This window comes from Corallococcus llansteffanensis, assembly GCF_003612055.1.
GTDB classification, from domain to species: domain Bacteria; phylum Myxococcota; class Myxococcia; order Myxococcales; family Myxococcaceae; genus Corallococcus; species Corallococcus llansteffanensis.
This window is the reverse complement of record NZ_RAWB01000089.1, coordinates 1-22,532: the sequence shown is the minus strand read 5'-3', so window position 1 is coordinate 22,532 and position 22,532 is coordinate 1. Positions and strand designations below refer to the sequence as shown.

General features: G+C 69.7%; 20 protein-coding genes and 1 pseudogene. 8 read left to right on the top strand and 13 right to left on the bottom strand.

What is annotated here, in order from left to right:
- Window positions 1-106: 106 nt before the first annotated feature.
- On the bottom strand, window positions 107-517 hold the full coding sequence (locus tag D7V93_RS11230) for a winged helix-turn-helix transcriptional regulator (RefSeq protein ID WP_120643397.1): 411 nt from the start codon (window positions 515-517) through the stop codon (window positions 107-109).
- 106 nt (window positions 518-623) lie between these two features.
- Here D7V93_RS11230 and D7V93_RS11225 point away from each other — a divergent pair, with 106 nt between their 5' ends.
- Entirely contained in the window at window positions 624-1,481 is an 858-nt protein-coding gene (locus D7V93_RS11225; RefSeq protein ID WP_120643396.1) for an SDR family oxidoreductase, read from the top strand.
- A 79-nt stretch (window positions 1,482-1,560) separates the two neighbouring features.
- On the opposite strand, the gene D7V93_RS11220 is transcribed toward D7V93_RS11225, so the two are convergent.
- Window positions 1,561-2,355 (bottom strand): acyl-CoA desaturase, encoded by a 795-nt coding sequence (locus tag D7V93_RS11220; protein ID WP_120643395.1) that lies wholly within the window; start codon window positions 2,353-2,355, stop codon window positions 1,561-1,563.
- 128 nt (window positions 2,356-2,483) lie between these two features.
- Here D7V93_RS11220 and bioA point away from each other — a divergent pair, with 128 nt between their 5' ends.
- Entirely contained in the window at window positions 2,484-3,815 is a 1,332-nt protein-coding gene (gene bioA / locus D7V93_RS11215; RefSeq protein ID WP_120643394.1) for an adenosylmethionine--8-amino-7-oxononanoate transaminase, read from the top strand.
- Window positions 3,816-3,822: 7 nt separating this feature from the next.
- Here bioA and D7V93_RS11210 read toward each other — a convergent pair whose 3' ends face one another.
- The 3 genes from D7V93_RS11210 to D7V93_RS11200 form a co-directional block, all read right to left on the bottom strand.
- Window positions 3,823-7,152: an ATP-binding response regulator gene (locus tag D7V93_RS11210; RefSeq protein ID WP_244237235.1), complete on the bottom strand. Its 3,330-nt coding sequence runs from the start codon at window positions 7,150-7,152 to the stop codon at window positions 3,823-3,825.
- A gap of 217 nt (window positions 7,153-7,369) precedes the next feature.
- Window positions 7,370-7,981 (bottom strand): DedA family protein, encoded by a 612-nt coding sequence (locus D7V93_RS11205; RefSeq protein ID WP_244237234.1) that lies wholly within the window; start codon window positions 7,979-7,981, stop codon window positions 7,370-7,372.
- 16 nt (window positions 7,982-7,997) lie between these two features.
- Window positions 7,998-9,080, bottom strand: coding sequence for an AI-2E family transporter (locus D7V93_RS11200; RefSeq protein WP_120643391.1), 1,083 nt, complete (start codon window positions 9,078-9,080; stop codon window positions 7,998-8,000).
- Window positions 9,081-9,495: 415 nt separating this feature from the next.
- Here D7V93_RS11200 and D7V93_RS11195 point away from each other — a divergent pair, with 415 nt between their 5' ends.
- Complete coding sequence (locus tag D7V93_RS11195) at window positions 9,496-10,017, top strand: hypothetical protein (RefSeq protein ID WP_120643398.1); 522 nt, start codon at window positions 9,496-9,498, stop codon at window positions 10,015-10,017.
- 93 nt (window positions 10,018-10,110) lie between these two features.
- Window positions 10,111-12,210, top strand: coding sequence for a S9 family peptidase (locus D7V93_RS47330; RefSeq protein WP_120643390.1), 2,100 nt, complete (start codon window positions 10,111-10,113; stop codon window positions 12,208-12,210).
- A 12-nt stretch (window positions 12,211-12,222) separates the two neighbouring features.
- Here D7V93_RS47330 and D7V93_RS11185 read toward each other — a convergent pair whose 3' ends face one another.
- The 7 genes from D7V93_RS11185 to D7V93_RS11155 form a co-directional block, all read right to left on the bottom strand.
- Window positions 12,223-12,999 carry a hypothetical protein gene (locus D7V93_RS11185; protein ID WP_120643389.1) on the bottom strand — a complete coding sequence of 259 codons (777 nt, stop codon included), beginning with the start codon at window positions 12,997-12,999 and terminating at the stop codon, window positions 12,223-12,225.
- The gene (locus D7V93_RS11180) at window positions 12,996-14,120 is read right to left on the bottom strand and encodes a hypothetical protein (protein WP_120643388.1); all 1,125 of its coding nucleotides are present in this window, start codon (window positions 14,118-14,120) and stop codon (window positions 12,996-12,998) included. Before D7V93_RS11180 ends, D7V93_RS11185 begins: the two co-directional genes overlap by 4 nt.
- A gap of 147 nt (window positions 14,121-14,267) precedes the next feature.
- Window positions 14,268-14,882, bottom strand: a complete 615-nt coding sequence (locus tag D7V93_RS11175) for a GNAT family N-acetyltransferase (RefSeq protein ID WP_120643387.1) — start codon at window positions 14,880-14,882, stop codon at window positions 14,268-14,270.
- A gap of 24 nt (window positions 14,883-14,906) precedes the next feature.
- The gene (locus tag D7V93_RS11170) at window positions 14,907-15,830 is read right to left on the bottom strand and encodes a response regulator (protein WP_120643386.1); all 924 of its coding nucleotides are present in this window, start codon (window positions 15,828-15,830) and stop codon (window positions 14,907-14,909) included.
- Window positions 15,827-17,416 (bottom strand): sensor histidine kinase, encoded by a 1,590-nt coding sequence (locus D7V93_RS11165; protein ID WP_120643385.1) that lies wholly within the window; start codon window positions 17,414-17,416, stop codon window positions 15,827-15,829. Before D7V93_RS11165 ends, D7V93_RS11170 begins: the two co-directional genes overlap by 4 nt.
- Window positions 17,417-17,540: 124 nt before the next feature.
- Window positions 17,541-18,809, bottom strand: coding sequence for an OmpA family protein (locus tag D7V93_RS11160; protein WP_120643384.1), 1,269 nt, complete (start codon window positions 18,807-18,809; stop codon window positions 17,541-17,543).
- Window positions 18,810-18,842: 33 nt separating this feature from the next.
- Window positions 18,843-19,208 carry a DUF4398 domain-containing protein gene (locus D7V93_RS11155; RefSeq protein WP_120643383.1) on the bottom strand — a complete coding sequence of 122 codons (366 nt, stop codon included), beginning with the start codon at window positions 19,206-19,208 and terminating at the stop codon, window positions 18,843-18,845.
- 235 nt (window positions 19,209-19,443) lie between these two features.
- On the opposite strand from D7V93_RS11155, the gene D7V93_RS11150 reads away from it, so the two are divergent.
- The 4 genes from D7V93_RS11150 (at window position 19,444) to D7V93_RS11135 (ending at window position 22,197) form a co-directional block, all read left to right on the top strand.
- A complete protein-coding gene (locus D7V93_RS11150; RefSeq protein WP_120643382.1) occupies window positions 19,444-20,328 on the top strand; it encodes a 5'-3' exonuclease in 885 nt (294 codons plus the stop codon).
- A 12-nt stretch (window positions 20,329-20,340) separates the two neighbouring features.
- Window positions 20,341-20,781: a group II truncated hemoglobin gene (locus D7V93_RS11145; RefSeq protein ID WP_120643381.1), complete on the top strand. Its 441-nt coding sequence runs from the start codon at window positions 20,341-20,343 to the stop codon at window positions 20,779-20,781.
- Window positions 20,782-20,802: 21 nt separating this feature from the next.
- Complete coding sequence (locus D7V93_RS11140) at window positions 20,803-21,639, top strand: hypothetical protein (RefSeq protein ID WP_120643380.1); 837 nt, start codon at window positions 20,803-20,805, stop codon at window positions 21,637-21,639.
- 78 nt (window positions 21,640-21,717) lie between these two features.
- Complete coding sequence (locus D7V93_RS11135) at window positions 21,718-22,197, top strand: DUF4126 family protein (RefSeq protein ID WP_120643379.1); 480 nt, start codon at window positions 21,718-21,720, stop codon at window positions 22,195-22,197.
- Window positions 22,198-22,221: 24 nt separating this feature from the next.
- Here the strand turns inward: D7V93_RS11135 and D7V93_RS11130 are convergent.
- A pseudogene (locus D7V93_RS11130) lies at window positions 22,222-22,532 on the bottom strand (hypothetical protein); the annotation flags it as partial.

Sequence of the window (22,532 nt, the reverse complement as noted above, 5' to 3'; positions counted from 1 at the left end):
GTCTTAACGCGAGCGTCGTCCCTTCGCTTTCGTCCGTCGCGCTGGCTGGCGTCCAGGGGAGGGGGCGCGGGCCCGGGCGCCCCCGGAGCGGGTCAGGAGGCCCGGCTCAGGAGGCCTTCTTGCGGCGGACCTCGTGGGCGCGGGCCTCCAGCACGCGGGGCAGGTTGTCTTCAATCCAGGTGGTCAGCCCCACCACGTGGCCGGCCACCTCCTGGCCCAGGGGCGTGAGGCTGTAGTCCACGTGGGGGGGAATCACCGGGTGGGCCTCGCGCAGCACGAAGCCGTCCTGCTCCAGGGCCTGGAGGGTCTGGGCGAGCATCTTCTCGCTCACCCCGCCCACCTTGCGGCGCAGCTCGCTGAAACGGTGCATGCCCTCCTCCCGCAGCGCGACGAGCACCAGCACGCCCCAGCGGCTGGTGACGTGGTCCAGCACCACGCGCGAGGGGCACACCGCCGCGTAGAGGTCTCCGCGCTGCTTCACCTTGGCCAGCAGCGTACTGCCCTTGGTTGCCTTCATGGTTGACACTTACCAGAAGGTGCGTACTTACGCAAAGTGAGTACCCCCGTTAGGGTAAGCGCCAGTTCGATTTCCCGCGTCGCGCGGGAGGAAAGAGGCACACGTCATGTTCGTCGTCACGGGAGCCACGGGGAAGCTGGGGCAGTTCGTCGTCGAGGGGTTGCTGAAGAAGGTGCCTGCGAGCCAGGTGGCCGTGGCGGTGCGCGATCCGGACAAGGCGAAGGCGTGGGCGGCGCGCGGCGTGCGGGTGCACCGGGTGGACTACAGCCAGCCGGCGAGTCTGGAAGGGGTGTTCTCGAAGGGGGACACGGTGCTGCTCATCTCCGCGAACGAGGTCGGGAAGCGCTTCCCGCAGCACTCGGCGGTGACGGCGGCGGCGAAGAAGGCGGGGGTGAAGCTCCTGGCCTACACGAGCATCCTGCGCGCGGACACGACGGGGATTGCACTGGCGGGGGAGCACAAGGCCACCGAGCAGACCATCCGTGATTCGGGGGTGCCGTTCGTGTTCCTGCGCAATGGTTGGTACCTGGAGAACGACACGGAGCAGCTGGCGCCGGCGCTGGAGTACGGCGTCGTCCAGGGCAGCGCGAAGGACGGCCAGTTGGCCGCGGCCAGCCGCGAGGATTTCGCGGACGCCGCCGTGGCGGTGCTCACGGGCACGGGCCATGAGAACCGGGTGTATGAGCTGGCGGGCGACACGGCCTTCACGCGGTCGGAGTACGCGGCGGAGGTGTCCCGGCAGTCGGGCAAGAAGGTGGCGTACGTGGACCTGCCGGTGCCGGAGTACGCGGCCGCGCTGGTGAAGGTGGGGCTGCCCAAGCCGTTCGCGGACATCCTGGCGGACGCGGATGCGGGCCTGGCGCGAGGTGAGCTGAACGACACCAGTCACACGCTGAGCCGGCTCATCGGCCGGCCCACCACGAAGCTCGCGGACGCCGTGGGCGCGGCGCTGAAGGCGCGCTGAGGCCCGGAGACGACGACGGGGGAGCAGTCCATTCCGGACGGCTCCCCCGCGGGACTTCCACTTCCAGAGACGCCGGCTGTCAGGCCGTCTGCGCTCCGCCGCTCGTGCGCGCCACTTCACGCGGCTCCGGGTACACCGCGCGCTGGGGCGTGGTGATGCGGATGACGCCCAGCTTCGACAGCACGCGCATCACCTGCCACGTGGGGTCGATTTCAAAGGCGCGCGCCGCGAAGTTCGGGCTCGCGCCGAACTTGTGGTGGTTGTTCTGGAACAGCTCACCCATGCACAGCACGTCCACCGGCAACGTGTTGCGCGACTGGTCGCTGCCCTTGAAGTTGCGGTAGCCGTACTTGTGCCCGCACCAGTTCACGATGGCGCCGTGCACCGGCCCCATCACGAAGTGCACCGGCAACAGCAGGAACATCCAGGGCGACGTCGCGAACGCCACGTAGAACGCCGTGTAGAGGCCCACCCACACCAGCGGCGCCCACCAGGACTGGCCAATCGTCTTGTCCACGAGCGGCCACTCCGGGTACCCACCCTCGAAGCGCGGCTCCGGCGTCACCGTGCCCTTCACGAAGCCGTCGTAGCGCTTCTTCGTGTGCAGCATCATCCGCAGCGCGTCCTTGAAGAAGTGCGGAGAGTGCGGGTCCTTCTCCGTGTCGGAGAAGGCGTGGTGCTCGCGGTGCAGGATGGCGTACGCCTTGGGCGACAGGTACGACGACCCCTGCACCAGGTACGTGAGCAGGTGCACCGCCTTCTCCGTGCGCGGCCCCATGCTGTACATGCGGTGCGCCGCGTAGCGGTGCTGGAAGAAGCTCTGGAAGAACACGCAGAGCAGCCAGTGACTGATGAAGAAGATGATGATGGTCATGACTCTCCCGTGCTGTCAGACCAGGGCTAACACCGTGGCTGTCATGGCAATGTCAGCGCGCTTCAGACACGCGGCGCGTCACCCTCCGGAGTCACCCCGGAGTCACCCCAGCGACAGGAGCACACACCGTGGAGCGGGCAGCCATCGTCGGACTGGACAAGCGGCACGTCTGGCACCCCTACACCGCCATGGCGCAGTACATCGCGGACACCGACCCCCTCGTGGTCGTCCGCTCGGAGGGCGTCTACCTCCATGACGCGGACGGCCGGCGCTACCTGGACGCCAACGGCTCCTGGTGGGTGTCCACCCTCGGACACCGGCACCCGCGTCTGGTGCGAGCCCTCACGGAACAGCTCGGCTCCCTGGCCCACGCTTCGCTCGCGGGTGTGACGCACGGCCCGGCTGCCCTGCTGGCGGCCGAGCTGGCGGCGCTGGCCCCCGGCGCGGACCGCGAGGACGTCCCGGCGGAACAGAAGCTGTCGCGCGTCTTCTATTCGGACAACGGCAGCACCGCGGTGGAGGTGGCCATCAAGATGGCCGCCCAGTACTGGGCGCAGAACGGCCGGCCGGGCCGCACGCGCTTCATCACCCTGTCGGGCGCCTTCCACGGCGAGACGCTGGGCGCCACCAGCGTGGGCGGCGTGTCCGAGTTCCGCGACGTGTTCGGCCCGCTCCTCTTCGACGTGGTGCACGTGCCGTCCCCGGCGGAGGAGGGCGGGCACGCGCGCGCCCTGGAGCAGTTGCGCGCGGCGCTGAAGGCCGACCCGGACGGCATCGCGGGCGTCATCCTGGAGCCCGTCCTCCAGGGCGCGGTGGGCATGTGGATGTCGTCGCCGGACTTCGTGCGCGAGGTGCGCGAGGCCACCCGCGCGGTGGACACCTTCCTCATCGCCGACGAGGTCTTCACCGGCCTGGGCCGCACCGGCGCCCGCTTCGCGGTGGACCTGGCCGGCGTGGTGCCGGACCTGCTGTGTCTGGCGAAGGCGCTGAGCGGAGGCCTGCTGCCCTTTGGCGCCACGCTCGCGTCCGAGCGCATCTTCGCGGGGTTCCTGGGGGCGAAGGACCGGGCGCTGTATTACGGCCACTCGTACTGCGGCAACCCGCTGGGCGCGGCCGTGGCGCGCGAGGTGCTGGCCGTGTACCGGGACGAGGACGTGCTGGGCCAGGTCCAGCGCAAGGCGCCTCGCGTGAAGGCCGCCTTCGAGCACATGGCCGCCACCATCCCCGGCCTCGTGCGCCCGCGCGCGGTGGGCATGGTGGGCGCGCTGGACCTGGGCGGCGGGGGCTACTTCGCGAACAGCGGCTGGCGCGTGTACGAGGCCGCGCGGCGCCGGGGCCTGTACCTGCGCCCCCTGGGCGACACCGTCTACATCGCGCCCGCGCTCAACATCCCGGACGCGGACCTGGACGTGCTGCTGGCCGGCGTGGAGGACAGCCTGCGCGAGGTGGCCGCGGGCTGAAGCGGCGTCACGCCTGGGCGTGGGGCGTCAGCGGCAGCTCGATGGTGAAGGTGGCGCCGCGGCCCGTGTCGCTGTCCAGGCGCAGCTCGCCGTGGTGGCCCTGGACGATCTGACTCGCGATGTAGAGGCCCAGCCCCAGGCCGTGCACCGTGCGGGGCGGGCCTCCCCGCTCGAAGCGCTCGAAGACGCGGTCCTGGTGCTCGCGCGGGATGCCGGGGCCGGAGTCCGCGACGCGGATGACGAGCTGGCCGTCGCGCGGGGCGACCTCGATGCGGATGGGCTGGCCGGGCGCGTACTTGATGGCGTTGGACAGCAGGTTCACCAGCACCTGCTCCATGCGCGAGCGGTCCCACCACACGCGCGCTCCCGGCACGACCCGCAGGTCCACCCCGCAGTGGGCCTGGTCGAGCTGTTCGTGGAAGGACTCGAGGACCTCCCGCACCAGCTCCACGGGGTCGCTCTCCTCCAGCGTGAAGTCCAGCTTGCCGGCCTGGATGCGGGAGACGTCCAGCAGCTCGTCCACCAGTCGCGCCAGCCGCTCCGTCTGCCGCAACGCCGTCTCCATCGCCACCATCAGCTTCGCGGGCGAGGGCGGCTCGCCGCGCGGGGAGCACAGGCGGCGGCGGGTCATCTCCAGGTTGAGCATCAGCCCGGTGACGGGCGTCTTCAGCTCGTGTGACGCCACGCCCAGGAAGGTGTCGCGCGCGGTGAGGGCGGTCTGGAGGTCGTGCGTGAGGGCCTCCAGTTGCTGGCGCGCGCGGACCTGCTCGCTGATCTCCTGCACGGCGACGAGCACGCCCAGGATGTGGCCCTCGCCGTCGCGCTGGGCGTGGATGTCCACGTCCACCACCATCTCCTTCAACCCGCCCTGGCCATCCGGCTGACGCACCGGCACCGCGCGGCCCACGTAGGGCTCCCCGGTGCGGTAGACCTGCTCCAGGTGCTGGATGAGGACGCCGTGGCCCCCTTCCGGCTGGGCGTCGCGGGCGCTCCTGCCCAGCATGTCCTGGCCCATCAGGCGCGCGAACATGGGGTTGATGACCGTGAACACCAGGTCCGGGCCCGTCATCACGCACATGGCCGAGGGTGCCTGCATGAAGAAGTCGGAGATCTGCTTTCGCGCGCGCCCCAGTTGAAGCTGGCTGTCCACCCGCGCCAGCAGCTCGCGCGCGGAGAAGGGCTTCACGAGGTAGGCATCCGCGCCGGCCTGGAGCCCCTCGATGCGCGCCTCCTCTCCCGCGCGCGCCGACAGCAGGATGAAGGGGATGCCGCGCATGCGCACGTCCTCGCGCACCTTCTTCAAGAGGCCGAAGCCGTCCAGCCTGGGCATCATCACGTCGCTCAGGATGAGGTCCGGGGGCGACGCGCGGATCGCCTCGAGGGCCGCCTCGCCGTCCGCCACCGAGCGCACCTCCCACTGCGTCGCCAGCAGGCGGCCCACGTAGCCCCGCATGTCGGCGTTGTCGTCCACGACGAGGATGTGCCCGTGCACGTGGGACAGCGCGGGGCCCGTGCCCCCCAGCAGGGGATCCAGCGATCCGCATGCGGCCTGGGCCGGCACCGACGGCGGGAGGGCCTCCGGGGCATCCGGCAGCCACCGCAGCGCCTCCTCGCTGAAGGCCGACCCCAGCGTGCCCGCGTGCGCATCGCCCTGGGACTGCTGGACGTGTTCGGCGGGCAGGTGCGCGCTGCCCAGCGGCAGCTCCACGAAGAAGGTGCTGCCCTCGCCCTCCACGCTCTGAACGCCCAGCGTGCCGCCGTGCAGCTTCACCAGCTCCTGGATGAGCGCCAGCCCGATGCCGGTGCCCTCGTGCGTGCGCCCCCGCGAGGACTCCACGCGGTGGAAGCGCTCGAACACGCGCGGCAGCTCCGCCTCCGGGATGCCCGTGCCGGTGTCGCGCACGGTGAGCCGCACCTGGTGGCCCTCACGCGCGAGGCGCACGGTGACACCGCCGTGGAGCGTGAACTTGAAGGCGTTGGAGAGCAGGTTGAGGACAACCTTCTCCCACATGTCCCGGTCCACGTAGACGGGCTCGCCCACGTCCGGCGTGTCCACGGTGTACTCGAGCCCCGCCTTCTCCATCGCGGAGCGGAAGACGCTGGCCAGGTCCTCGGTGAGGCGCGCCAGGTCCGTGGGGTGGAAGCTCGCCTTCACCCGCCCGGCCTCGATGCGCGAGAAGTCCAGCAGCGAGTTGACCAGCTTGAGCAGGCGCAGCGCGTTGCGGTGGGTGAGCTCCTGGCGAACGCGCTGGGCGGGGGGCAGCGGGGAGGACGTGTCGGCGAGCGACTCCTCCAGCGGGCCCAGGATGAGCGTGAGCGGCGTGCGGAACTCGTGCGACACGTTGGAGAAGAACGCCGTCTTCGCCCGGTCGATGGCGGCCATCGCCTCCAGGCGCTGCGCCTCCGCCTCGTAGGCGCGCACGTTCGCCACGGCGGTGGTGAACGTGGCCTGCAGCTGCTCGTAGAAGCCGCGGTAGGCGTCGTCCAGCGCGCGCCGGGGGCTCACGCCGGCCACCAGGTAGCCGAAGGGTGCCGCCATGCCGGCGGGCTGCACGGGCAGCACGAGCGCTTGCCTGGGCGGCTCGTCGTACGGGCCACACGAGGGGGCCGGGCCCAGGTCGTGGAGCTCCACCGTGCGCGGCCCCGGCTCCAGGCCGGCGCCGAAGGGCCACGTCCCCTCCAGCTCCGCCTCCTCCGGGCTCCACGCCGTGCCCGGGGGCAGGCCCAGGCCGCCGACCAGCTGGACGCGGGGCCGGGCCTCGTCGCGGCGGTAGAACAGGAGGAAGGGCACGTCGAGCGCGGCGTCCGGCGGGAGCTGCGGCAGCACGGCGCCAATCTCCTCCACCGTCTTCACCTTGCCCAGCAGGGCGGACAGCTCGCGCAGCGTCTGCGTGCGCCGCGCGCTGAGCAGCTTCTCCGTCACCTCGGTGATGGGGTGGAAGAGGCCGCCCACGTTGCCGGACTCGTCGCGGATGGGGCTGAAGGAGAAGGTCATGAAGGCCTCCTCCAGGTAGCCGTACCGGTCCAGGAACATGCGCTGGTTCTCGATGTAGGAACCCGTGCCGGCGCCTGCCTTCTCGAACGCGCCCCCCACCACGGGCAGCGCCGTGGCCCAGCAGTCGCGGAAGGGCTGCCCCATGGACTCCGGATGCTTGGCGCCGCAGATGGGCCGGTAGCTGTCGTTGTAGAGCTGCACGCGCTCCGGCCCCCACGCGATGAGGATGGGGAAGGTGGAGGACAGGCACAGGCTCACGGTGGTGCGCAGGCTCTGCGGCCAGGTGTCCACCGGGCCGAGCGGCGTCTTCGACCAGTCCATGGAGCGGATCAGCCGCCCCATGTCCCCGCCTCCTGACAGCCAGTCCATCCCCGCGCCCGTGGTGCCGTCTTGTTCCATGAATCCCCAGGATGCGAGGGCCAAGTCTTCCAAGTTCACGGCAGGAGGAACACACAGCTTGGATACAGAAATCGGCGGGCCCGTGCCGTCATACCTTGTCCGGAGCGCGCGCCTGCCTGCCTCCACCGTGGTGGGGGTGACAGGGACCGTCCGCCCGGCATCACGCGGTGGGACGGGTGCGTTGACGCTCGCGCAGGTAGCGCATGCCCAACACGACCATCAATGTGGCCACGCCCGCCAGCGCCAGGAAGTGCTCGGCCCGCCCCACGCCCCTGGCCACGCGGTCCACGCTGGCCGAACCCGCGTAGCCCAGCATCACCACCAGGGGACAGCTCAGGCACAGCGCCAGGCCGTCCCACAGCAGGAAGCGGCGCAGGGGCATCCCTTCCGCCGCGGCCATGGCGAACACGGGCACGCGCAGCACGGACATGAAGCGGCCGAAGAAGACGACGCGCGCGCCGTGCTTCGCGTACAGCCGCTGGACGTGCTCCCGGCGCGCGGGAGGGAAGAGGCGGCGGGTGCGCGGGTGCGTGTACAGGGCCTGTCCCAACCGCCGGGACATGAGGAAGAGCGCCGTGTCACCGCCCAGGACGCCGAGGAAGCACAGCACCAGGGCGCCCGGCAGCGACAGCACGTCCCGGTGGGCGAGCACCCCCGCGGCGAGCTGGACGAGGTCCTCCGGGAACGGCAGCCCCAGGCCGCCCGCCACCAGCACGAGGAAGAGCAGCGGCCCCGAGCCGTGGGTGAGCAGGAGCTGGAGCGGTGACGTCATCAGGGCTCTCCCGTCATCAGGGCTCTACATGGACCGCCGCCGAGCGGCGCTCCTGTCGGAAGAGGAGGACCTCTCTCACGATGATCTGCACCGCGGCCGCCACGGGCACCGCCACCACCGCGCCCACGATGCCTGCCAGCTCCACGCAGAACAGCACCGCCAGCAGCGTGATGAGCGGGTTGACGTGCACGGTGCGCTTGAAGACGAGCGGCGCCATCACGTTGCCCTCCAGCTGGCCGTACAGCAGGAAGTAGACGAACACCGCCAGCGCCTTCCACAGGCCGCCGGTGGCGAGCGTCAGCAGCGTGATGATGCCGCCCGCGATGATGGGGCCCGCGTAGGGCACGAGGCTGGAGAAGCCGCTGGCGACGCCCAGGGGCAGGTAGAAGGGCATGCCCAGCACGGCCAGCATCGTGGTCGTCAGCGTGGCGTTGATGGCGCAGATGAGCGTGATGCCGGACAGGTAGCCGCCCGTCGCCGTGTAGATGTTGCGCAGCACGCGCACGTACCGCAGGCGGTGGTCGGGCCGCGACAGGTCCAGCAGGCGCTTGAGCACGCCGCCGCCGAACACCAGCATGAACACCACCAGGAAGAAGACGGTGAGGATGCCGCCCAGCAGGCCCACCACGCCGCCAATGGCGCTCATCAGGAGCGCGGGCAGCGGGCCGGCGAGCGCCGGGGTGGCCTCCTCCAGCCGCTCGTTCCAGCCCAGGCTGTGCAGCCGCTGGTTGAGCGCGCGCAGGATGCCGGTGCCGCGCATCTGCTTCCACAGCTGCGGCCACTGCGTCACCAGCGCGTCCACCTGCTCCACCAGGTCCGGAATCACCAGCAGGCCCAGCGCGGCCATCGCGATGAACAGCGCCAGCAGCACCAGCGCGATGGCCAGCCACCGCTTGAGCCCGCGCTTCTCCAGCCGCGACACGCCGTGCTCCAGGGCCAGCGCGATCAGCGCCGCCATGCCCGTGAGCGTGAGGGCCACGCGCGTCTTCACGACGAGCGTCACCAGGATGATGACCCCGAGCACCGCGAAGCACACGGTGAACACCGTGCGGGGCGTGACCTGGGAACGCTGCTCCAGCCTGACTTCGGGTTCTGACACCGGTTCGGCTCCCCAACGGGGGCCCCCAGCTCCAGGCCCCAGGTCCTGCGGATGCGACATCCCGCGCCTGACGGCAACCTTCCTCCTCTGCCAAGTGCGTCCGCCGGGGCCGGGTCCGGGCCAAGCGTCCAGCGGGTGACACCCGGCGCCCACCCGGCCCGTTCACGGCAGGCAATCGCCGCGCTTCCGGTTCGTCACCCCGGACAGCCGGAAACGACCGGCGGCCCGCTGGCCCGTCCGTCCCCGGAAGGCGGGGGCGCGTCCGCCATGAGACGGCGTTTCCCGACCGAGTCCGGCAGCGGACGCACCGGGACGTCCTGGGAAACTGGGACAGCACGCTTTGCCGGGCCCACGCGTCAGACCGGGATGGGACCCTTCGTGGGGAGGGGACCTTCGCGGGATGGGAGAGGACACCATGAAGAAGATGGGTGAGCAGGAGCTGGACGGCATGCGGCGGGAGGCCCGTGAGACGGAGGCCCGGTGGCGGGGGCTGGCGGCGAAGCTGGCGGAGCTGGGCGGCGAGGCGATGGACGCGCAGCTGCTGGTGACGTTCCGGACCGCGCGGGATGCGGGCGCGGTGCCGCCGGATGCCGGATTTTTCCTGGTGGCGCACATCCTGACGGCGATGGCGGACGAAGCCATCGCGGAGGATCCGCGCGTGCGGATGCGGGCCGGGGAGCTGGACGCGATGGAGCGCGAGTACGGCCTCACCGGGGAGGGCTGGCCGGAGGGCGACATTCCACCGGAGGACTGGGAGGCGCTGTGCGTGGAGTACGAGCGGGCATGTGACGAAGCGCGCGCCGCGTTCTTCCGGGCCTACGGCGAGGAGGAGATGGCGCGGCTGTACCTGGACCAGCGCGTCACCTTCCACCACCGCTTCGAGAGCGGCCGGCGCTTCTTCCACGGCCTGCCCATGCTCCCCGAGCAGCTCCACTGACGGTCGGCCGGGAGCGGCGCCCTTCACGGGCTGCCGCTTCCGGCGCCGCCGGTTCGCTACACTCCGCGCCGCTGTCCTTTCTGGAGGCGGTCGATGCGAGCGGGAAGCCTGGGCCTGGTGGTGGGTTGTCTGTTGTCGAGCGCGCTGGCCTCCGCCGCGGTGCCGGTGCCGGTCCCCGCGCGTCCGGAGGCGGGCGCCGTCTACGACGCGCTCCAGCGCACGGTGCGCTTCCGTCAGGTGGCGCTGTCGCCGGACGGGGCGCGCGTGGCGTGGGTGGAGTCGGTGCCCGCGAAGGAGGGCGTGCCCGCGGAGGCGATGAAGCTCCAGGTGGTGGAGCGCGCGCACCCGGACCGGCCCCCCATGCGCGTCACCGCGTCGAAGGACGCCACGCCGTGCGCCGAAGGGTCGCTGGCGTGGAGCCCGGATGGCCAGCGGCTCGCGTTCCTCTCCACGGCGGGGGAGGGCCGTGCGCGGCAGCTCTACGTGGCGGACGTGGCGGGAGCGTCGGGGCCTCCGCGCCGGCTCACGACCGTGAAGGGGCTGGTGTCCGCGCCGAAGTGGTCGCCCGACGGGAGGTCGGTGGGGGTGCTCGTCATCGAGGGCACGGAGGATGCGCAGGGGCCGCGGGGGCCGGCGGCGCGCGAGACGGGCGTGGTGCAGGAGTCCCATCCGGTGAAGCGCTTCGCGGTGGTGTCGGTGGAGGACGGGCGGCTGCGCTTCGTGTCGCCCGCGGGCCTGTTCATCCACGAGTACGCGTGGAGCCCGGACGGGGCCCGCGTGGCCGTCACGGCCTCGCCGCCGCCGGGGGACGCGAACTGGTGGGTGGCGAAGGTGTACGCGGTGGAGACGGCGACGGGGGAGACGTCGCTGTTGCACGCGCCCCAATGGCAGGTGGCGGAGCCCACGTGGAGCCCGGACGGCCGGCAGCTCGCGTTCGTCGAGGGGCTGATGAGCGACGAGGGCAACACGGGCGGGGACGTGTGGACGGTGTCGGTGCCGGAGCGGCTGGCGGCGAAGGTGCGGCCCGGGGCGAAGGCGGTGCTGCCGGCCCGCGTGCCGCCCGCGCGCAACCTGACGGAGGGGCTGAAGGCGTCCGCGACGGACCTCTTCTGGCCGGCGCCGGAGCGGCTGCTGTTCGCGGCGCAGGCGCAGGGTGAGTCCGCGCTGGTGGCGGTGTCGCCCACGGCGGGAGACGTCACGGTGCTGTGGAAGGGCGCGGAGAACGTGCAGGTGTCGCTGGCGCGCGACGGGGTGGCGAGCGCGGTGGTGCGCGACAGCTTCACGCAGCCGCCGGAGGTATGGATGGGGCCGGTGGGGGCGTGGACGCAGGTGACGCGCCTCAACGCGGACGTGCGGGTGCCGGTGGGGGACGTGCGCAGCGTGACGTGGACGAGCGACGGGCACCAGGTGCAGGGCTGGCTGGTGCTGCCGGTGTCCGCGCCCACGGCTGCTTCCGGGGCGAAGGGCGCGAAGGTGCCCATGGTGACGGTGGTGCATGGCGGGCCGGCGGCGGGCATCACGCCGGGGTTCAGCCCGCAGACGCTGTTGATGGCGGCGCGGGGCTACGCGGTGTTCATGCCCAACCCGCGCGGCAGCTACGGTCAGGGGGAGGCGTTCGTGCAGGCGAACCGCCGCGACTTCGGCCAAGGCGACTTCCGCGACGTGATGTCCGGGGTGGACGCGGTGCTGGCGTCCGCGCCGGTGGACCCCGCGAGGCAGGGCATCACGGGGTGGAGCTACGGCGGCTTCATGGCGATGTGGGCGGTGACGCAGACGCAGCGCTTCCAGGCGGCGGTGGCGGGCGCGGGGATCGCGAACTGGCAGAGCTACTACGGCACGAACCACATCGACACGTGGATGCTGCCGTACTTCGGCGCGTCGGTGTACGACGAGCCGGAGGTGTACACGCGCTCGTCGCCCATCAACGCGGTGAAGCAGGTGCGCACGCCCACGCTGGTGTTGCACGGCGAGCGGGACGTGGAGGTCCCGGCCTCGCAGGGCTACGAGTTCCACAAGGCGCTCAAGGCGTTGGGGGTGAAGACCCAGCTCGTCATCTACGCGGACGAAGGCCACGGCTTCCGCAAGCCCGAGCACCAGAAGGACCGGCTGCTGCGCACGCTGGACTGGTTCGACGCGAACCTGACGCCGGCGGCGCCCGCGCCGGCACCGAAGGTCCGGGCCCCCGCGCGTTAGGGGCTCTTCGGCTCAGAGCTCCGCGAACAGGTCGACCGCCGCCTGGGCGAGCAGCTCCTGCTCGTCCGTGTCGAGGCTCGCCGCATAGGTGATGACGTCCTGGGGCCCGGGAGCGGAGACATCCTTGAAGAGCTGCCTCAGTCTGTCGCGCAGCAAGGGATCCACATCGCTGGCTTGTTGCAGCGACGCACGCACCGTTTCCGGACCCACCAGCTTGACGTACGCGAACATGTCGAAGCTGTCCTTGGCCTTTTCAGGCCGCTGCTCGCGTTTGGCGCGTTCCTTCATCGCGAGGAAGCCAGCGGCATCCGGCAGATGGATCCCTACGGTCTTGCCCCCAATGGTGAGTTCCACGCGTTGACGACGACGGAGCGCCAGCCGCGAATCCGGCAGGAGCGTCATGTGCATAGGAAGGTCCGCAGACGTGACGTCCTCGCTTGGGGCGAAGAGGTCAAGACGCATGGGCCCTCCGGGAAGGTCCTTCGACCAGCGGAAACCCCGGTTCAGCATCTTATATCCACGCTGCTCAAGGATCCGAGGCAACTGGTCGTCCGTGGGCCCTGTGCCGTCCAGGTCGATCAACAGATCTGGCTCGAATGAAAAGCCTCGATCAACCATCGTGCCGGTATCCGTCGCGATGGAGATGACGCCGGTACCACCCCGCTGACGAGACTCCAGGGCGAGAACCTGGCCTCCGATGAGCAGCACGCGGAAGGAGAAAAGCTCCAGATGGAGCATCAACGCGCCCAGCTCACCGAGGATCTCCTCGAACCTTTTTTCTTCGGTCATCGCGGTTCGTCCGAAAGGGGCAGGGCCTTGGCGTAGCGCCGCACCAGTTCCTCCGCCTGTTCAGTTCCCCTGCCGCCACTCTGATGGAAGTCCAGGGCCAGTTGGGGCAACGCGACTCCTTGACCGTGCGGGAGCGGCCTCTGGGCGAAGTAGACGCCCCCCAGCTCGGTCTCCGCGGCGGGTTCCGCGCGAAGCACCTGGAAGTTGTGGGGTGTCATCCGGCGCAACCCGAAAGCGTGGATGGCGCCCTCCAGGGACCCTGAGAGATAGATGCCGTGGGGCACTCCCGAGACGAAGCGCTCTTCGGGGAGCAGGGCGCTGGCCAGCGTGAAGATGGAGCGGATGCCCTGCGACGCCAGCAGGGAGGCACCCTCCTTGAGTCGATCCGGTGTCGTGGAGGGGGCATTGAATCCCTCCCGTGAGATGGCGGTCGGTCTGCCACTCTCCAGCCACGCATTCAGCAGGGCCACGGGCTCGCGGAGCTGGAGCCCCGCGCCAAACCTCCTCTGGACGTATCCCTCGAGGACGAGTCGCTTGAGGACGCCATGCGCATAGGCATAGCTCGTCTGGGTCTTCTCCGAGAGCGCGCGAACCGTCCATCCGGTCTTCGGAGACTGGAGCAGGACCCTCACGATCCGGCAGCCCTTGCCGTGGAACAGGGGCTCACGCGGAGTTCGCTTCGTGGGCCTGTGCCCTTGAACGCGGATGAAGGCGTTACCCGTGCGCAGGAAGAACGTCCCACGCAGGTCGACCAGGGCCAGTTCCTCGCGCTCGCACGCGTCGATCACGGTGGAAGACGCCGAGTCCGTGACGAGCATGGGGATCCGGAAGGTGGAGAGGGAGCGGGCGTCCGAATCTCTTTGTCGAAGCTGATCACGCAGGGTGAGCAGCTTCTCGCGCTGATTCAGCACCTCCACCGGGAACAGCGGTGCCCGGTACCCCAACAGCACGGGCACGCGCATCTCTGGCAGCCGGATCTCCGCGAGGTCGTAGACGGATGCTCCTCCAGGACCCACGCGAGGCACGACGAGCGCCTCCTGGCGCACCAGCTCGATGCCGCGCGGCAACGGCGGCAGGTGCTTCCAGAACTCCTCTCGAAAGTCAGGGCGCTCGGGTTTCATTCAATTTTGTCGATAATACGCCGAACACCCTAGGAGAGTCGGCAAAAAAACCGCCATTCATCCTCAGTATCGACAAAATTGGTCGAATCGAGTGGCTGGGCTACGGATGGGGCCTCACGACCCGCGAACCTTGCGGCGGTGCCGGACTCAGGGGCCGCCGCGCACGCCGGGTTCGGGGGCGGCCACGAGGGAGGTGAGGACGTGGTCGCGCCACCGGCCATCGAGCAGGAGGAAGTCGCGGGCGTAGCCTTCGACGACGAAGCCCAGGCGGCGCAGCACGCCAGCGCTGCGCAGGTTCTCCGGCAGGTGGCTGGCCTGGACGCGGTGCAGGCCCATGGCGCCCAGGGCGTAATCACAGACGGCCTGGAGGGCCTCGGTCATCAGCCCCTGGCCCTCGTGGCGGTGGTCCAGGCCGTAGCCCAGGTCGGCGGCCTGCAGGGGGCCCCGTCGGATGTTCGTGAGCGCGATGCTGCCCAGCACGGGGGCGAGCGAGATGGACTGGCCCCGGGGCAGCAGGAAGACGCGCAGCGACACGTCATGGCGGAAGTCCTCGCGGTCCTGGGCGAGGCGCGTGCGCCAGTAGGCGTTGGAGAAGAAGGTCGCCGGGCGGGCCGGAGACACCGGCCCCAGGTGCTCCTTGTTGGCCACGTGGTACGCCAGCACACGCTCCGCCGCGTCGGGCGGAAGCAGCGTGAGGTGGAGGCGCTCGGTGGTGAGCAGGAGGGGCGACTTGTCGTGCGACATGGCGGAGCCGAACTTCATTTCAATCCAAGGCTAAAGGTGGGGTCAGGAAGAGTCGTGGCCACCCATGACCGCACGCTCGTGCAGCTTCTTGAGGGTTTCATTGCGGTTCTTGGAGAGGACCAGTTCGTCCAGGTCCGCGGGGCCGATGGGAACGACCAGGTGATCGTCCTTGCGGAAGGTGTCGGAGCGGGTCTGGAAGCCCTCGGTAAAACCCCCTGCCGCGACGAAGAAGCCGAGGCGGCAGCGACCTCCTCGATTCACGATCTTGTCGCGGAAGACGACCAGCTCGATGGGCCCCACGTGTTTCGACCAGTTCTTGCACTCGACGATGATGTAGGGGCTGCGCTCTCCAACCCAGAACTGGTCCGTGGATTCATTGCGGATGACGATGTCGATCTCCTCGTCCGCGCTGGTTCTCCGGATGCTGGTGTTCATCATGCCCTGAATGGTCTTGAACATGAGGACCATCAGGTCTTCCAGCAGGCGTCCCTTCCTGTTGCCGTTGGACTCGATCCGACATGCGGCCCACAGGCCCTGGATTTCCAGCTCCCGCTGCGCGTCGTTGAGGGACGCGAGCCGACGTTCCCGTACGGCCTCCGAGGCATTGCGCACCTTGATGCGCAGCATCATGGGGAGGGTGGGGAGCTTCTCCAGGTAGTCGTAGGCCCCGTCCTTGAAGGCGCGGTCGATCATCTTGTCATCGGCGTAGGCGGTCGCGACGATGACCTTGGCGCCCGTGGGGACGATCTCCGCGATGAGGTCGATGCCGGAGTCGCTACCAGCGGCGCCCTGGAGGCGCTGGTCGAGCACGACGACATCCCAGGTGGACTCCTGGAGTCTGGCCTGAGCGGTCTTCCGGTCGGGGGCCCATTCGACGCGGTAGCCCTCGGGAACCAGGATCTCCTGGTAGGTCTCGAAGAAGGCCCGCTCGTCATCAACGATCAGCACGTTGCCCGGAGGAGTCATCGTGGAGTCCTCTCTGCCACAGGCAGACGCATCCGGAAACGGGCACCTCCACCTGGCTTGTCCACGCAGGCGATTTTTCCGTGCAGTTCGATCTCGACCACCTCCTTGACCAGGGCCAGACCCTCTCCCGCGCCACCAGGGCGTAGCGAGATGCCGCGCTGGAAGATGCGCTCCCGGTCCGCGGGAGGAACGCCTGAACCGTCATCGTCCACGGTCAGGAGGATGTTCCGGTTGTTGGCTTCCAGGACGCTCTCGATGGAGACCTGCTGGGCTCCTGCCTGCTCGGCGTTCCGCAGCAGGTTGACGATGGCGAGGACGAATCGCTCCCGGTAACCCGACAGCGAGGGCAAGTCGGTGGAGCCTTGCAGGTGGATGCGCAATGGAGTGGCGAGACTGGAAACCGCGTCCGCGAGTGACCGGAGAAGGTCGAAGGCTTCGGGAGCCCTTGCTGCCAGTTCGGTGGTCTTGAGCAGGTCCGTCACGAACTTGAGTGCCCGGTCGATACCTGGGTCGATACGCGGACGGAACCGTGCGAGTTCGGCTTCGCTCTGACTGCCCACCAGGGCCGTGTAGAGCGAGCCCAGGGCAATCTGCGCAGGCACGAGGGCATTCCTGATTTCATGGACGACCATCCGCGCCTGGCGGGCAGTGGCAATGGCCGAGGAGCTGAAGTTGGCTTCACTCCAGACCTTGCTTCCTTGCTGCTCCAGCGCGGCCAGGGATTCATCCTGGCTGAGCGTCGCCGCAAGCACCGAGAACGGACTGTCATCCGGTAATAACAACGCTTCAAATGCGCGTCGTCCTTCGTTCAGGAGCTTGTAGCCAGTATAGGCGGTGCCATGCACTTCATCGAACTCTTCTACGATTACCAGGAGGCCGAGGCCTTCAAGACGGCGCAAGGTGCGTAAGGAATACGCAGCCGGATACAGGATCCAGTAGGCCGGATCCCTGATGTTTTCTGGGTTGACCAATAAATACTCGGCGGTGTCGCGACTCAGCCGCCAATCATCAAGAGGCCCCATGGATTGGGTGACCTCGACATGCAGAAGCCACTGGATCGCATCACGACCTGTCAAAGACAGGAGCACCTCTCCGATAGGACCCACTTCGGAGCGATGGCCTTCCCGTCGGATGGCACGGATCTCCAGCGCATAGTCCAGGATGCTGTTGTCAAGCGGGGTCAGCATGGAGCGGGACGACCATGCGATTTGTGACAGCCTGTCCAACTCGAAGGCGCGTGTGTGGGAGGCGATGGGAGCATGCAGCCCCAGACGGCGGGCCATGGCCAGTCGAAGATGCTCTTCAATCAGAGGCTGTGGAGCACCACTGAGAAAACTGTGTTGAAGGAGGATCGCAAGATTTTTCGCAAAAGAGTCGACCCGATTCTTTCGAGTCCATTCTTCAAAAACGAACTTGAGACTTTCGGGAGGAACGTGCGGTTGCGCGGATTCCACCCGCTCGAATAGCTGAATGAGTTCTGAACGAATCCAGCTGACTTCCGGAACGAAAGGCGAAGGGCCTGCTTGTCCGCCCTGCGTGTCCCGGACGTGCTGAAGATATCCCTTCAGCTCTTCAATGAAGCTCATGGGGAGGCATCATCCCACGGAGTTCTCAGGTTGGCTTGCGATTCATCAGAATGAGGCTGGAGAAGCGGACAGGGCTCGTCGCCCCATTTGCGACGAGCCCCTGAAGTGCTCCGACTTCACCTTCTCACTGCCCCGGAGGGGTCCGAGGCGGCGGAGGCAGCGGCTGCGCGCCGGTGCCGGTGCCCTGATCCGGGGACGGATTCTGGGGGTTGATGCCGTTCGGCTCCGTGCCGCTGCCGCCCATGCTTCCGGGCTGCGAGCCCTGGGCAGGCTGCTGCGCACCGCTGCCGCCGACGCCCGTGGAGCGCGGCTGCGGGCTGTGCTCCATCACGATCTCCACGCGGCGGTTGTTGGCGCGGCCCTCGGCCGTGCCGTTGGTGGCCACCGGGCGGTCCTCACCGACGCCGCGGATCTCGATGCGGTTCGCCGGCACGCCCTGGCTGATGAGGAACTCGCGCACGCGCTCCGCCCGCCGCTGCGACAGCTGCTCGTTGTAGTCATCCGAGCCGCGCGAGTCCGTGTGCCCCTCGATGAGCAGCGGGTTCTGCGACTCCTGGAGCGCCGTGGCCACATCCGACAGGCGGTCCCGTGCGGACGGCAGCAGGTCCACCGCGTTCGACGCGAAGAGCACGCTGCCGGACAGCGTCACCACCGTGCCGCGCGCCTCCTCCCGCACCTTCAGGTCCTTGTCCTGCAACTGCGACAGCGCCTGCGCGGCGCGCTGCTCTGCCTGGAGCCGGGCCTGCCGCTCCTGCTCCAGCTCCTGGGTGCGCCGTTGGAGCTCCTGGTTGGCCTGGGCCAGCCGCTGCGCCTCCGCCAGCTGCTGCTGCGTGCGCTGTTGCGCCTCCGCCTCCATCTGCTGCTGACGCCGCTGCGCCTCCGACTCCAGTTGCTGGCGCTGCTGCGCGTCCGCCGAACGCATGCGCTCCAGCTCCTGCTGGCGCTGGGCCTCGAACTGCGCGCGCTGCTGCTCGTACTGCAGGCGCTGCTGTTCGTACCTCGCGCGCTCCTCCTCCTGCTGGCGCGTGAGGTTCTGCGTGCGAGCCTCCTGCTGCTGGCGCAGGGCCGCCTCCGCCTGGGCCCGCTGCTGCGCGGCCAGGTCCGCCTCGCCCCGGGCGTCCGCGATCTCCGCCTTGCGCAGGGCCACGTACGCGAGCGACCGGGTCTTCACGGAGCCCTCGCTCTCTGCGTATTCGTTCTCCGCCTCCTGGAGCGCGTCGCGGGCCGCGGCGACGTCCGCGGGGCGCTCGCGTCCCTCGGGGCTCCGGGTCAGCTCGTGGTAGGCCTCGCGGGCCGCGGTCAGCTCACTGGGCGGGGGACTGTGAGCGCACCCCACCACCGTGAGCGCGGAGGCTCCAGCCAATGCCAACCATCCCTGTTTCCAACGCTGCATGACGCTCTCCTCACAGACGGAAAAGATGGGGACTCAGGGCTGACCGCGGCGCATGGAATCGAGCTGTTCGGAGGTCCGCCGCGCCTCGGCCTTCAGGGGCACCGAACGGGCGAGCGCCGCCGCGAGGTCCGCGTCCGCGGCGGCCTGGCGGAACCGCAGCTCTGCGGCCTCCTCCTCGCCCTCCTGGATCAACCGCTCCCCTTCGGAGATCTGCTGGCGCGCGAACTCCAGGTGACGCGCGGCCTCCGGCACGTTCGGGGCCTGCGAGTTCTCCGCCGAGCGCAGGGCCGCCTCGGCCTGGACGCGCTCCTGGTGGGTGGCGGTGGTGATGACCTTCCCGCTCGCACAGCCGACAGTGGCGACGCAGAGCAGGGCGGTGGCGAACAGCTTCGGGCGCATGGGTCACCTCGTGCCGGGAGGACTGCTGGGACGCACCGGCGGTCCGGAAGAGAAGGAGTCGTGGAGAAAGTGGGGGGCGTGCCGCCAGTCGGCACCGGCGACCCGTTCCCCTCAGGCTCGCTGGCCAAGGGGGTTGACAGGCGTCGTGTAGGGAACAAGGCGCACCCCGCGGGCCCGGGCGGTCCTGGCGCACGGGCTGCTGGCCGTGCGGCGGGAGGGACGCTAGAGGGGGGCCATGCGCCTGCACCTCGTCGACGGCACGTATGAGCTGTACCGGGCCCACTACTCGCCCCGGCCGGGGACCACGGCCCCGGACGGCCGGGACGTGAAGGCCACGGCGGGGGTGATGGACTCGCTGCTCGCGCTGCTGCACGACGAGACGGAGGCCGTGACGCACGTGGCGGTGGCGTTCGACAACCCCATCCGTTCGTTCCGCAACGCGCTGTTCGCTGGCTACAAGGGAGACGAGGGCGTGCCGCCGGAGCTGCGCGCGCAGTTCGACCTGGTGGAGCAGGCGGTGGAGGCGCTGGGCGTGCGGGTGTGGTCCATGAAGGACCACGAGGCGGACGATGCGCTCGCCACGGCGGCTGCTCGCTGGGCAGGCGAGGTGGAGCAGGTGCGGTTGCTCACGCCGGACAAGGACCTGGGCCAGTGCGTGCGCGGCCAGCACGTGGTGCAGGTGGACCGGCGGCAGCAGAAGGTGATGGACGCGGACGCGGTGAAGGCGAAGCTGGGCGTGGCGCCGGAGAGTGTCCCGGACCTGCTCGCGCTGATGGGCGACGACGCGGACGGCATCCCCGGGCTGCCGGGCTTCGGCGCGAAGGGGGCGGCCACGGTGCTGCAGGCGTACGGCCACCTGGAGGCCATCCCGGACAGCGCGGCGGAGTGGACGGCGAAGCCTCGGGGCGCGGACAAGCTGGCGGCGACGTTGAAGGCGCACCGCGAGGACGCGCGGCTGTACCGGACGCTGGCCACGTTGGTGGAGGACGCGCCGCTGCCGGGCACGGCGTCGCTCAAGGACCTGGAATGGAAGGGCGTTCCGGAAGCGCGCTTCAAGGCGTTCTGTGAAGGATTGGGATTGAAGAGCCTCCAGCGCCGGCCGAAGCGCTGGGCGGCCTGAGGAAGCGAATCCATGACCATCGAATTGAAGCCGCCGTCGTCGGATGACTGGGTGCCCACGCTGGAGGACACGCCCTTCACGCGCCTGGGAGGCGAGGAGGCGGTCCGTGCTCTGGCGGAGGCCTTCTACGACGTGATGGACGCGGAGGAGCCCGCGCTCGCGCAGGTCCACGAGCTGGACGCGCAGGGCAAGGTGAACCGGGGCACGCGCGAGCGCTTCGGCCTCTTCCTGGTGGGCTGGCTGGGAGGCCCGCAGCACTACAGCGCGACGCACGGGCATCCGCGTCTGCGCATGCGCCACGGTCACGTGCCGGTGGACCTGTCGATGCGGGATGCGTGGCTGCGCTGCATGCACAAGGCGATGGATCAGCGCGGTGTCACCGGAGGGCTGCGCCGCTTCCTGGACGACCGCTTCGCCCACGTGGCGAACTTCCTGCGCAACACGGAGGGCTGACACGGGCGTAGACTTGCGTCCATGAGCACGCAGGCGCGGCAGCGGCCCTCATCCCGTGACGCGTCCCTGGATGCGACGCCTGACTTCGTGGCCAACGCCGCGCGCACTCCGTCCATCGACGACCTGATGCCGATGCTGGAGGCGGCCCTGGGCGCGGAGTCCGAGCGCAGCCAGAAGGTCGGCGCCCTGCATGCCTTCATCGACCTGCTGGTCCGGATGGAGGACCCCGCGAAGCTCGCGCCCGCGCTGCATGCGCTGCTCGACAAGCAGGGCGTGGATTCGCTGGTGGATGAGCAGGGCGTGCCCGTCAGCATCGCCGTCACGCGCGCCCTCTTGAGCCTGGCGTACCCGCATCCGCTGGAGGTCCCTCCGGAGCGGCTGGAGGCCCTGCGCCAGTGGGAGTTGCTCGTGCCCCGCGCCCCGTCGGGGTGGATGTTCGCCGTGCTGCTGGTGGCCACCGTGTTCCAGGCCCTCTGCCACGTCATGAGCGATGACATCCGGCATCTCTTCCAAGGCCTCAGCGCCGACGCCCTGGCCGGAGTGGTCCCGGCACCGCATTGGACGGATGGCTTCGTCACCTTCGCGCGCCTCCTGGAGCGGGCCCTGCCCTGGACCCAGTTCGTGGGAAACGTGCTCGCGTTCCTCTACGCCACCGTCATCGCGGACACGGCCCGGGAGCGACACCAGGCGCGGCAGGGCTTCCTGTGGCTCGGGGGGCTGGGCCTGCTCATGGCGCTCATGGTCCCCATGGGCTCCTACGAACTCACGGCTGCCATCGGGGCCGCGGTGGGCGCGCTGCTCACGGGCCTGATGCTGCGGCTTCCCCGCCCTGAGGGCTCCAAGCCTTCGGACCCTTGAGTGCCCGCCTGCCCGGGCATGGCCAGACGCGGCCCTCGCCCCCACCCTCCCATTTTCACCCGATGGAGGTTGGGACCAATGCGCTCGAACAATGATGTCTGGAAGGCGGCGGGCTTCGGCGTCCTCGCGGGAATGCGGAGCATGACGGCCCCCGCGTTCCTCTCACATGAGCTGTCGCGCAAGCCGGGCAAGGCGCTGAAGCGGGCGTTGCCGGCACTCACGTCGAAGAAGGTGTCCCAGCGCCTGGGCATGATGGCGCTCGGCGAGATGGTGGCGGACAAGTCGTCCGTGATTCCGTCGCGCATCGCGCCGAAGATTCTCGTCGGCCGCATCCTCACGGGTGCCATCACCGGCGCCGCCGTGTCGCGCGACCGCAAGGGCGCGAAGGTCGGGCTCGCCATCGTCGGCGCGGCGGCGGCCATCGCCTCCAGCTACTTCTTCTACGGCTTCCGCACGCTCGCCTCGGACAAGCTGCGCGTGCCCAACCTGCTCGCGGGCCTCATCGAGGACGGCCTCGCGCTCGTCCTCGGTTCGCGCCTCACCCGCGAGCTGCGCTGAGTCCCGTGCTCGCGAGCCCCGGCCTCACTCCGGCGCCTTGTCGGCGGTGAGCCGGGCCTCCAGCCGCGCCAGCACCGCGTGCTCCGCCCGCGCCCGCTCCGCCAGGGGCGCGAAGAGCAGCCGCGAGCGCAGGCCCATGCCCTTCGTCAACTCGAAGCGGCGCAGGTCCTCCGGCAGCGCGAGCAGCACCTCGCCCAGGGGCCGCACCCGGTGCAGTTGGTACGAACCCGCGGCCTCCAGCGCGCGCACCACGTCGGCCTCGGACTCGGCGCGGGCCAGGGCCTCGTGCGCCTTCGCCTCGTACCGCAGCCCCGCCTCCACCCGCTCCTCCAGGT

Excerpts from the sequence above, each read along its gene's own strand:
- D7V93_RS11205 (WP_244237234.1), bottom strand. The coding sequence starts at position 7,981 with ATGACGTCACCGCTCCAGCTCCTGCTCACCCACGGCTCGGGGCCGCTG.
- D7V93_RS11180 (WP_120643388.1), bottom strand. The coding sequence starts at position 14,120 with ATGAAACCCGAGCGCCCTGACTTTCGAGAGGAGTTCTGGAAGCACCTG.
- D7V93_RS11170 (WP_120643386.1), bottom strand. The coding sequence starts at position 15,830 with ATGACTCCTCCGGGCAACGTGCTGATCGTTGATGACGAGCGGGCCTTC.
- D7V93_RS11140 (WP_120643380.1), top strand. The coding sequence starts at position 20,803 with ATGAGCACGCAGGCGCGGCAGCGGCCCTCATCCCGTGACGCGTCCCTG.
- D7V93_RS11220 (WP_120643395.1), bottom strand. The coding sequence starts at position 2,355 with ATGACCATCATCATCTTCTTCATCAGTCACTGGCTGCTCTGCGTGTTC.
- D7V93_RS11175 (WP_120643387.1), bottom strand. The coding sequence starts at position 14,882 with ATGAAGTTCGGCTCCGCCATGTCGCACGACAAGTCGCCCCTCCTGCTC.
- D7V93_RS11225 (WP_120643396.1), top strand. The coding sequence starts at position 624 with ATGTTCGTCGTCACGGGAGCCACGGGGAAGCTGGGGCAGTTCGTCGTC.
- D7V93_RS11165 (WP_120643385.1), bottom strand. The coding sequence starts at position 17,416 with ATGAGCTTCATTGAAGAGCTGAAGGGATATCTTCAGCACGTCCGGGAC.
- D7V93_RS11210 (WP_244237235.1), bottom strand. The coding sequence starts at position 7,152 with ATGGGGCGGCTGATCCGCTCCATGGACTGGTCGAAGACGCCGCTCGGC.
- D7V93_RS11155 (WP_120643383.1), bottom strand. The coding sequence starts at position 19,208 with ATGCGCCCGAAGCTGTTCGCCACCGCCCTGCTCTGCGTCGCCACTGTC.
- D7V93_RS11160 (WP_120643384.1), bottom strand. The coding sequence starts at position 18,809 with ATGCAGCGTTGGAAACAGGGATGGTTGGCATTGGCTGGAGCCTCCGCG.
- D7V93_RS11230 (WP_120643397.1), bottom strand. The coding sequence starts at position 517 with ATGAAGGCAACCAAGGGCAGTACGCTGCTGGCCAAGGTGAAGCAGCGC.
- D7V93_RS11145 (WP_120643381.1), top strand. The coding sequence starts at position 20,341 with ATGACCATCGAATTGAAGCCGCCGTCGTCGGATGACTGGGTGCCCACG.
- D7V93_RS11135 (WP_120643379.1), top strand. The coding sequence starts at position 21,718 with ATGCGCTCGAACAATGATGTCTGGAAGGCGGCGGGCTTCGGCGTCCTC.
- D7V93_RS47330 (WP_120643390.1), top strand. The coding sequence starts at position 10,111 with ATGCGAGCGGGAAGCCTGGGCCTGGTGGTGGGTTGTCTGTTGTCGAGC.
- D7V93_RS11185 (WP_120643389.1), bottom strand. The coding sequence starts at position 12,999 with ATGACCGAAGAAAAAAGGTTCGAGGAGATCCTCGGTGAGCTGGGCGCG.
- D7V93_RS11150 (WP_120643382.1), top strand. The coding sequence starts at position 19,444 with ATGCGCCTGCACCTCGTCGACGGCACGTATGAGCTGTACCGGGCCCAC.
- D7V93_RS11195 (WP_120643398.1), top strand. The coding sequence starts at position 9,496 with ATGAAGAAGATGGGTGAGCAGGAGCTGGACGGCATGCGGCGGGAGGCC.